Here is a 9,891-nt window from a genome sequence, read left to right as displayed (position 1 = left end):
CCCCTAAATGCAAAAAACTTTTCAAGCGCGGTATTTTTCGACAAAACGCTGCACAAGCCAGCGTTTTCGTCACTTTTCATACTGAATATGGCCAAACTCTTGGGCAAAACGTTCCACTTGCTGCCAATCGGTGTATTCCACTTCTTTACTGCTGTCTGTTTCGCCCCCGGTCATACGCATAATAAGTTGAATCATTACGCGATCGAGCCAGCGATAACGTGGATAACGCAGTGCGCCGGCAAACACGGCGCACTGTTTTGGCTGCCAAGGCGACGCCAGCAGGAACTTACGGGTATAAGCATTGGTCTGCGGGGAACGTTTGTCCGCTTTACGGGCGGTCAGGTTGACGCTAAAGAATGCGCTCGGCATCCGGTTCAATTGTTCAGCGTGGCGTTTGACGAACTTTCCCAATGTCGGATGGAAATGACCATAACGCACCGATGCGCCAATCAATACCTGCTGATACTGCGTGAGGTCAATATTATCCGCCTGCAGCAAATCGATCACATCGCAGCGCAGCGTATCCTGCAGTTTGTTTGCTATATAAGAGGCGATAGAACGTGTTTGCCCATCACGGCTAGAATAAAGAATCAGTGCCTTCACGGCGTTACTCCTTTTATCAAGGTCATTCGCGCCAGAACGTCGGCGTAAACAGAACCAGCAGTGTAAAGACCTCAAGGCGACCGAACAGCATCGTCAGAACCAGGATCCACTTTGCCGGTGCAGGCATGGTAGTAAAGTTATCCGCCACCACCCCCAACCCCGGCCCCAGGTTGTTCAGCGTCGCCGTCACAGCAGCGAAGGCAGAGAAATCATCCACACCGGTTGCGATAATGGCCAGCATGCTGACGATAAAGACCAACGCATAAGCCGAGAAGAATCCCCATACCGCCTCCAGGATCCGTTCCGGCAGTGCGCGGTTACCCAATTTTATCGTGTAAACCGCGTTAGGGTGCACCAGCCTTTTTAGCTCACGCGAGCCCTGCAAATAGAGCAACAGAATACGGATCACTTTCAGGCCGCCCCCCGTCGAACCGGCACAGCCACCGATAAAGGCAGAGCAAAGCAGCAACATCGGCAAGAATAACGGCCATTTGGAAATGCTGTCGGTAGTAAAGCCCGCCGTCGTCGCCATCGACACCACCTGGAAGAATGCCTGATTGAGCGTTTCCATACCGGTTTTGTAAACACCATGCCCCCAGAGTACGCCAGTGCAGACCACCACCAGCGTCAACTGGACGGCGATAAACATGCGAAACTCAGGATCACGCCAGTACACTTTCAGGCTGCGCCCGCTCAACAAGGCAAAGTGCAGGCCGTAGTTACAACCGGAGATCAGCAGGAAAATAGCAATAATGGTGTTGATGGTGGGACTGGCGTAGTAACCGATGCTGGCATCGTGGGTAGAGAAGCCGCCAATGGCGATGGTCGAGAAGCTGTGTCCTATGGCGTCGAACATCGACATGCCTGCCCCCCAGAGCGCCAACGCGCAGGCAATGGTCAGCAGAACATAAATCAGCCACAGGGTTTTAGCCGTTTCGGCAATGCGCGGACGCATTTTGTTATCTTTCAGTGGACCCGGCATTTCTGCCCGGTACAACTGCATCCCCCCGACACCGAGGATCGGCAGTATCGCTACGGCCAACACAATGATCCCCATCCCGCCCATCCATTGCAGCATCTGCCGATAGAACAAGATGGCTTTGGGTAACGAGTCCAACCCCACCAAGGTTGTCGCCCCCGTGGTGGTCAAACCGGAAAACGACTCGAAGAAGGCATCGGTCAGCGACAGGTTAGGCCGCTCCGAAAATAAAAACGGCAATGCCCCGACGCTGCCCAGCACCGTCCAGAACAGCACCACGATCAAAAAGCCTTCCCGCGGCTTCAACTCGTGCTTTTGTTTACGGTTAGGCCACCACAGCATCAGGCCAATGGTCACCGCCACAAAGAAGGTCTGGCTGAACGCCCGCCCTGCCCCATCGCGGTATATCAATGCCACCAGACCAGGAATAAACATCGTCCCGGAGAACAGGATGACCAACAAACCCACGATACGGGTAATAGCGCGAAAATGCATTTCAGCACGATCCTTAGCAATTCAGTTGGGGGGAATTATTGCGAAATGGGGGTTAATTGCAAATTACCGCGACTGAGATCACGTAATTTATTCCCGAACGCCTCAACGCCGGTGACCGGTAAAGCCAGATGCAGCACGACGGAGGCACCATATTCCCCCTGTACAATCCGCCCTTCTGTTTGCTGCAACAGATTCTCTACCAGTGCCAACTGAGCATAGTCGCATTGCAAAGTATATTCGGCCTGCGGGATCTTGTAGCTTACGGCCAACTGTTTTAATGCCTGCTGCACCCCGCTGCCGTAGGCTCTTACCAAACCGCCGGTGCCCAACTTGATACCGCCGTAGTAACGTACCACTACGGCGGTGATTTCGCCTATGCCACTACCCATAAGCTGCGCAAGGATAGGTTTACCCGCCGTGCCGGAGGGCTCCCCGTCATCTGAGAAGCCTAATTGCTGAGAATCGGTCGGCGGCCCGGCGACAAATGCCCAGCAATGGTGCCGCGCTGCCGGGTGCTCATCACGTACCTGCTGAATAAACGCCTTGGCCGCATCAACCCCGCTGGTCGGCGCCAGCAGGGTGATAAAACGGCTCTTCTTGATTTCCTCGCTGACGCTAATGGGGCCTGCGGGGATCGGATAAGGCTGCATCAGGCCAAGTTCAGATCGCGCGTCATGTTCTCAATGCGCTTTTCATGGATCACGATATTGTCTTCAATACGGATACCACCATAAGGTTTCAGCGCATCGATACGATCCCAGGCAAAGTGTTGGCTGAATTCGCCGCTGCGCCACGGTGCAAGCAGGGATTCAATAAAGTAGAGGCCAGGTTCGATGGTCAACACCATGCCAGGTTGTAATACGCGGGTGCAGCGCAGGTATGGGTACTTAGATGGCGCGGCCAGGTGAGTACCTTGTTCATCCTGCATAAAACCGGCTGAGTCGTGTACCTGCAGGCCCAGAGGATGGCCCAAACCGTGCGGCAGGAATGGCGTGGTAAGCCCTTGTTCCACCATGGCTTCTTCGCTGATACCGCTCACCAGTTTGTGGCTTTTAAGCAATTTGGCGATGCGCTGGTGCATCTGCACATGGTAATCGGTGTAACGCACACCGGCTTTGATGGTTTCCATCAGCGCCAACTGCTCGTTATTAAGATCTTTAACCAACTGGGCGAAATCGCTGCCGCTCTGGCCAGCATAAGTACGAGTCAGGTCGGCCGCATAGCCGTTATATTCCGCACCAGCATCGATCAAGAAGCTCAGCATTTCAGCCGGCGGTTGGTGATCCAGCGTGGTGTAATGCAGTACCGACGCATGCTCATTCAGCGCAACGATATTGTCGTAAGGCACATCGGTATCGCGATGGCCTGTCGCCGTGAGATAAGCCAGGTTGATATCAAACTCACTCATGCCTGACAGGAAAGCTTCGTGGGCAGCACGATGCCCCATAACCGCGGTCTTCTGCGCTTCACGCATGCAGGCCAGCTCGTAGCCGGTTTTGATTGAGCGATGGAAGTCGAAGTAGTTCAGCACCGCTTTAGGGTTAACGTTCTCTGCCGAAATACCGAGATCGCGAGCGCGCTGTTGCGCATAACCGATATAGCCCACGCGCTCACGCTGGGCTGGCAGCTGCTGAGCGATATCGTCAGCATTAGCCAGCGGTATCAGTTCAACAGATTTGGTCCAGAAACTGTCCGGCAGCGGCTCAACGCTATGCCAGTAATCGACCGGCGAATAGAACCACAGCTTCGGTTTGTTAACGCCGTCCACCCACAGCCAGCAGTTTGGAACCGAAGTCACCGGTACCCAGGCTTTAAAATGCGCATTCACTTTGAACGGATAACTGCGGTCGTCCTGGAATATCCGCTGCAGTTCCCCTGAGTGAATCAGCAACGCGTCCAGTTTGTTGCGCGTTAACACTTCACGCGCGCGTTTTTGCAGTTCTGCTAGGTGGTCGTTATACAAAGAAGCCAGTGTTTCCATCACAATACCCTTTTACATACCATTAGAACGGAATGCCTCATCTTAGCACACCGTTCCTGCGTACCAACCTCATCGCCTCTGGCATGCGGGGCGCTTCGCAAATCACTGTAAATGTCGTTACATCCGCAGCTTAACAATTAACCAGGCGATAAAACCTGACGAGGCGATCGCGGCGGCCCACAGACCGTGATGCTCAAGCAAAACGGCACCGGCCGCAGCGATACCCGCCAGGCACTGCTGCAGAAACCCACACAACGCCATGGCATAGGCACCCTGCTCTTTGGCATCGCTGACGGCCATCGCCATACTGTTAGGGAACAATACCGCCTGGCCAAAAATCGTCAGGCAGTACAGCACAATGAATAACGCCATGCCGGAAAGCCCCACCAGCACACCGCTCCACCACAGCAGCATGATCGCGACGGTCGTCATAGCGACAATACTCACTCCTACCTGCATTAGCCGTTTGCCGCCGAAACGCGCCACCGTCCGATTCACCGCCATCGCCCCGGTAAAGTAAGCTACGCCGATCACCAATCCTAGTGCCCCAAAGGCCGTCACGTTCAGACCAAACCCCTGCTGCATAATAAACGGGCTCACCTCTTGCAGGGTTACCGTAGTAGCGAACCCTAATCCACCGACGCATGCCGGCCAGAAAAATCCCGGTCGACGCAAAATGCGCCAATAAGCCGTGGCCATCGGCGGACGAGGCCCCGCCCCCCTGCCAGCTTCCAACGGCAGCGTCTGCATAAGCAGCAGGATCGCCAGCCCGGTCAGCCCCATCAGTACAAAGCCCATTTGCCAGTGCGAATATTGACTCAGCAACCCACCGATAAACTGCCCACCGCCCAACGCGGCGATAAAGGCAATCGACAATACCGAAAGGCGTCGTGCCAGCTCGTCGCCGCTCCAGTTATCGCGAACAATAATGCGTGCGATGATCGCGGCGCCCCCGGCGGCAATGCCCTGCAGTGCCCTCAGCACCAATAATTGGGTGCCATTGCTGCAAAACGCCAGCAGCGCGCTGCAACTGATAAACAACGCCAACGACAACGTCAGCGGCAGACGCCGCCCAAAGCGATCGGCTGCCGCGCCCCAGAACAGCACCGGTAGCGCGGCGCCAATGACGAATATTGATATCGATAGTTCGGTGGCACGGCGCGTCATCGACAATTCCTGCATCACCGTCGGCAACGAAGGCAGATACACCGTTGTCGCCATCTGCGCCATGAAGACCAGCAAGCAGGCCAGCGTCATGGTTCTGGCGGGAAGACTCCAAAACCCACTCTGTTTTGCACATACCGCTTTACTCATTTCGCACCTCTGGGTGTTTAGCGCTTCGCTCCGGCAAGTGTATGAGGGGTTTCCCACACCAGCAAATCACCATAAGACATAAAATATAACTTCGTTTTAAATCAAAATATTAACCCAGAGTCATGTGATCCGCCCTGCAAAAATGCAATCTCTTATTTGCATATTGTTAACATAAAAACCACACTCCTCATCATCTGGTCATACCAGATCAAACGCTGATTCAGGAGATAGACATGCTCTACCAAGGCGAAACATTACAACTGCACTGGCTCGACAACGGCATCGCCGAGCTGGTGTTCAATGCCCCAGGTTCTGTAAACAAGCTGGATACCCGCACCGTTGCCAGCCTGGGCGAAGCGCTCACGGTTTTGGAAAAGCAGACCGAGCTGAAAGGCCTACTGCTGCGTTCCACGAAAGCCGCCTTTATTGTCGGCGCCGATATCACCGAGTTCCTTTCTTTATTTGCGGCTCCAGCAGAAAAACTGCAGGAATGGCTGGTCTTTGCCAATAGCATCTTTAACCGGTTGGAAGATCTGCCGGTACCGACCATTTCGGCCATTAACGGCTATGCGCTCGGCGGCGGTTGCGAATGCATTTTGGCTACAGACTTCCGCGTCGCTTCACCGGATGCACGCATTGGCCTGCCGGAAACCAAACTGGGCATCATGCCTGGTTTCGGCGGTTCCGTACGTTTACCACGCCTGTTGGGTAACGACAGCGCACTGGAGATCATCGCCGCCGGTAAAGACGTCAGCGCCAAAGACGCACTGAAGGTTGGCCTGGTAGATGCAGTGGTTGCCCCGGAAAAATTGGTCGATGCCGCGCTGAAAATGCTGCAACAGGCGATCGACGGCAAACTGGATTGGCGCGCTTATCGTCAGCCAAAGCTCGAGCCATTGAAGCTTAGCCCAATCGAAGCCGCCATGAGTTTCACTACCGCCAAAGGCATGGTGATGCAAACCGCGGGCAAACATTACCCGGCACCGATGACCGCGGTCAAAACCATTGAGGCCGCTGCCAAGCTGGGTCGCGATGAAGCGTTGAAATTGGAAACCGCCAGCTTTGTGCCATTGGCCCGCTCCAAAGAGGCGCGCGCCCTGGTCGGCATTTTCCTCAACGATCAGTTTGTGAAAAGCCAGGCGAAGAAGCGGGCGTTGAATGCTGAAGCACCGAAGCAAGCTGCTGTGTTGGGGGCCGGTATCATGGGTGGCGGCATCGCCTACCAGTCCGCGCTGAAAGGCGTGCCGGTGATCATGAAAGACATCAGCGACAAATCCCTGACGCTCGGCATGAATGAAGCCGCCAAGCTGCTGAACAAGCAACTGGAGCGCGGCAAGTTGGACGGCATGAAGATGGCCCAGGTGCTGTCGACCATTCAGCCAACGCTGGACTATGCCGGTATCGAGCGCGCACAGGTCATCGTCGAAGCCGTGGTCGAGAATCCTAAGATCAAGGCGGCAGTGCTGTCCGAAGTGGAAGGCCTGATTGGCGAGGATACCGTCCTGGCCTCCAATACGTCGACCATTCCGATTAATCACCTGGCGAAATCGCTGAAACGTCCGCAGAATTTCTGCGGCATGCATTTCTTTAACCCGGTACACCGTATGCCGCTGGTAGAAATCATCCGCGGCGAGCAGACCAGCGACAGCACTATTGCTGCGGTGGTGGCCTACGCCAGTCGCATGGGTAAAACGCCGATTGTGGTGAATGACTGCCCGGGGTTCTTCGTCAACCGCGTGCTGTTCCCGTATTTCGCCGGTTTTAGCCTGCTGCTGCGCGACGGCGCGGATTTCCGTCAGATCGACAAAGTGATGGAAAAACAGTTTGGCTGGCCAATGGGCCCGGCTTATCTGCTCGACGTGGTGGGGATTGATACCGCGCACCATGCCCAGGCAGTGATGGCTTCCGGTTTCCCTGAGCGTATGGGCAAAGATTACCGTGACGCTATCGACGTGATGTTCGATAACCAGCGTTTCGGTCAGAAAAATCAGTTGGGCTTCTATCGCTACAGCCAGGACAGCAAAGGCAAGCCGCGTAAAGACAACGATGAGCAAACCGATGCCCTGTTGGCGACCGTCAGCCAGCCACGTCAAACCGTCAGTGACGAAGAAATCATTGCCCGCATGATGATCCCGATGATCAATGAAGTGGTGCGTTGTCTGGAAGAAAACATCATCGCCAGCCCGGCCGAGGCCGATATGGCACTGGTCTACGGCATCGGTTTCCCGCCGTTCCACGGAGGGGTATTCCGCTACCTGGATACGCTTGGCACCACCCATTACGTCGAAATGGCTCAGCGTTACGCGCATCTTGGCGCTCTGTATCAGGTGCCTGCCGGCCTGCGTGCCAAAGCCGAACGTAATGAAAGCTACTACCCGGTGGCAGCGCCGCTGTCCGATGTCTCCACTGGCCAACCGGCATGAGGTCATAAAGATGGAAAACGTAGTTATTGTTGATGCCGTACGCACGCCGATGGGCCGCTCCAAGGGCGGAGCCTTCCGCCAGGTACGAGCCGAAGATCTTTCCGCTCACCTGATGCGTGCCGTACTGAGCCGCAATTCGGCGTTGGACGCAGCCGAAATTGACGACATTTACTGGGGTTGTGTGCAACAGACGCTGGAGCAGGGCTTTAACATCGCCCGTAACGCTTCGCTGCTGGCTGAGATCCCGCACAGCGTACCGGCCGTAACCGTCAACCGGTTATGCGGCTCCTCCATGCAGGCGCTGCACGATGCAGCGCGCGCCATTATGGTCGGCGACGCGCACGTCAGCCTGATTGGCGGCGTCGAACATATGGGCCACGTGCCGATGAACCACGGCGTGGATTTCCACCCGGGGCTCAGCCGCAGCGTGGCAAAAGCCGCCGGCATGATGGGCCTGACCGCCGAGATGCTGGCCAAGATACACAATATCAGCCGTCAGATGCAGGACGAGTTCGCCGCGCGTTCACACCAACGTGCGCATGCCGCCACCCTGGCCGGCTACTTCAAGAATGAAATTATTCCCACCACCGGCCACGACGCCGACGGTGTGCTGACACGTTATGACTTCGACGAAGTGATCCGCCCGGAAACCACCGTTGAAAGCCTTGCGGCACTGCGCCCGGCATTCGATCCGGTCAACGGCACTGTGACCGCCGGCACCTCTTCGGCCTTGTCCGACGGGGCATCCGCCATGCTGCTGATGAGTGAATCTCGTGCCAAAGCGCTCGGTCTGAAAGCCCGTGCACGCATTCGCTCAATGGCGGTCGTCGGCTGCGATCCGTCCATTATGGGCTACGGCCCGGTGCCTGCCAGCAAGCTGGCGTTGAAGCGCGCCGGACTGACCGTGCAGGACATCGACCTGTTCGAACTGAACGAAGCCTTTGCTGCACAGTCATTGCCATGCATCAAGGATCTGGGCCTATTGGACAGCATCGATGACAAGATCAACCTGAACGGCGGCGCCATTGCACTGGGTCACCCGCTGGGTTGCTCGGGCTCCCGCATCTCTACCACCCTGCTGAACAACATGGAACGCCGCGATGTGCAGTTCGGTCTGGCGACCATGTGTATTGGCCTGGGCCAGGGGATTGCCACCGTCTTTGAACGCGTTTAGCTGTGTCTATTTGGCCTGACTGCGTCACACTTTAAACCGCAGCACGCCAACAAGTTTAGTTGCCGTACTTCCCGCCTGTCAGGGGCGGGTTTTTTTATGCCTGAAATCCGCAGACGGCCAATAAAAAAGGGCAGCCATTGGCCACCCCAATTTTTCCCGCTTCGCCGCTTAGATAAACGAGAAGGCGTCGCCAAACATGTGCGCTTCCAGCGCGCCACGTTCGGCACAGAAGCGTTCACGAGCGATTTTCGCCATCTCGAAACGACCGGCAATATAAATGTCGTGCTCCGCCAGCGTACCGAAATCCTGCAATACCGCACTGAGCACCGTGCCGCTACGGCCACGCCACTCTTCTTCCGGCTGTTCAACCACCGGAATGACTTTCAGGTTCGGATGCTGCACTGACAGCGCTTCCAGCTCGCTCAAATCATACAGGTGCTTGAGCTCGCGCCCGCCCCAATAGATAGAGATATCGCGGTCAGGCTGCTGCTCGAGTGCGGCCAACAGAATCGAGCGCGCATATGAGAAGCCGGTACCGCCGGCGATCAACACCAGTGGACGGCTGCCCTCTTCACGCAGCCAGGCGTCACCGTGCGGAATATCAACGGTAATCGCCTGCTCTTTCAGAATGCGATCCATCACTGCCATGGCGTACAGATTCAGTTCCGAAGCACCGATATGCAGTTCAATATAATCCTGCTCTGTCGGGGTCGATGCCAGCGAGAACGGACGCTTGTCGCGCTCATCCATCACCACCATCAGATACTGCCCTGCCTTGAAAGAAAACGGCGCCTCTGGCACCAAACGTACCCGGTAAACCGTATCGGTAATGGCCTCTACGGAGGTCACTTTACAGCTCAATATTGTCATGCGTTCCCTCTGTCGGGTCATCAATGCAAAACTGAGAACAGAGCCTGACATA

At 55.8% G+C, this 9,891-nt stretch carries 8 protein-coding genes; 2 read left to right on the top strand and 6 right to left on the bottom strand.

Going from position 1 to position 9,891, the window contains the following annotated elements:
• Nucleotides 1-69: 69 nt before the first annotated feature.
• The 5 genes from hemG to AC1RKC_RS13525 form a co-directional block, all read right to left on the bottom strand.
• On the bottom strand, nucleotides 70-603 hold the full coding sequence (hemG, locus tag AC1RKC_RS13545) for a menaquinone-dependent protoporphyrinogen IX dehydrogenase (protein ID WP_020824857.1): 534 nt from the start codon (nucleotides 601-603) through the stop codon (nucleotides 70-72).
• Nucleotides 604-625: 22 nt separating this feature from the next.
• Nucleotides 626-2,077, bottom strand: a complete 1,452-nt coding sequence (gene trkH / locus AC1RKC_RS13540) for a Trk system potassium transporter TrkH (protein WP_020824856.1) — start codon at nucleotides 2,075-2,077, stop codon at nucleotides 626-628.
• Nucleotides 2,078-2,112: 35 nt separating this feature from the next.
• Nucleotides 2,113-2,727 (bottom strand): IMPACT family protein, encoded by a 615-nt coding sequence (locus AC1RKC_RS13535; protein WP_046374702.1) that lies wholly within the window; start codon nucleotides 2,725-2,727, stop codon nucleotides 2,113-2,115.
• Nucleotides 2,727-4,058, bottom strand: coding sequence for a Xaa-Pro dipeptidase (gene pepQ, locus AC1RKC_RS13530; protein WP_020824854.1), 1,332 nt, complete (start codon nucleotides 4,056-4,058; stop codon nucleotides 2,727-2,729). The genes AC1RKC_RS13535 and pepQ overlap by 1 nt, the downstream gene beginning before the upstream one ends.
• A 117-nt stretch (nucleotides 4,059-4,175) precedes the next feature.
• On the bottom strand, nucleotides 4,176-5,372 hold the full coding sequence (locus AC1RKC_RS13525; protein ID WP_115057980.1) for an MFS transporter: 1,197 nt from the start codon (nucleotides 5,370-5,372) through the stop codon (nucleotides 4,176-4,178).
• A gap of 233 nt (nucleotides 5,373-5,605) precedes the next feature.
• Between AC1RKC_RS13525 and fadB the strand changes: the two genes are divergently transcribed.
• Both fadB and fadA read left to right on the top strand, forming a co-directional pair.
• On the top strand, nucleotides 5,606-7,795 hold the full coding sequence (gene fadB / locus AC1RKC_RS13520) for a fatty acid oxidation complex subunit alpha FadB (protein WP_174573624.1): 2,190 nt from the start codon (nucleotides 5,606-5,608) through the stop codon (nucleotides 7,793-7,795).
• A gap of 10 nt (nucleotides 7,796-7,805) precedes the next feature.
• Nucleotides 7,806-8,969, top strand: a complete 1,164-nt coding sequence (fadA, locus tag AC1RKC_RS13515) for an acetyl-CoA C-acyltransferase FadA (RefSeq protein ID WP_020824851.1) — start codon at nucleotides 7,806-7,808, stop codon at nucleotides 8,967-8,969.
• Nucleotides 8,970-9,137: 168 nt separating this feature from the next.
• Here fadA and fre read toward each other — a convergent pair whose 3' ends face one another.
• On the bottom strand, nucleotides 9,138-9,839 hold the full coding sequence (fre, locus tag AC1RKC_RS13510; RefSeq protein ID WP_020824850.1) for an NAD(P)H-flavin reductase: 702 nt from the start codon (nucleotides 9,837-9,839) through the stop codon (nucleotides 9,138-9,140).
• Nucleotides 9,840-9,891 lie beyond the last annotated feature (52 nt).

Source organism: Serratia sp. GW822-FHT06E05 (genome assembly GCF_058799445.1).
This window is presented reverse-complemented; position numbering and strand designations above follow the sequence as displayed.

Coding starts and splice junctions, on each gene's coding strand:
- trkH (WP_020824856.1), bottom strand. CDS start 2,077: ATGCATTTTCGCGCTATTACCCGTATCGTGGGTTTGTTGGTCATCCTG.
- AC1RKC_RS13535 (WP_046374702.1), bottom strand. CDS start 2,727: ATGCAGCCTTATCCGATCCCCGCAGGCCCCATTAGCGTCAGCGAGGAA.
- pepQ (WP_020824854.1), bottom strand. CDS start 4,058: ATGGAAACACTGGCTTCTTTGTATAACGACCACCTAGCAGAACTGCAA.
- AC1RKC_RS13525 (WP_115057980.1), bottom strand. CDS start 5,372: ATGAGTAAAGCGGTATGTGCAAAACAGAGTGGGTTTTGGAGTCTTCCC.
- fadB (WP_174573624.1), top strand. CDS start 5,606: ATGCTCTACCAAGGCGAAACATTACAACTGCACTGGCTCGACAACGGC.
- fadA (WP_020824851.1), top strand. CDS start 7,806: ATGGAAAACGTAGTTATTGTTGATGCCGTACGCACGCCGATGGGCCGC.
- fre (WP_020824850.1), bottom strand. CDS start 9,839: ATGACAATATTGAGCTGTAAAGTGACCTCCGTAGAGGCCATTACCGAT.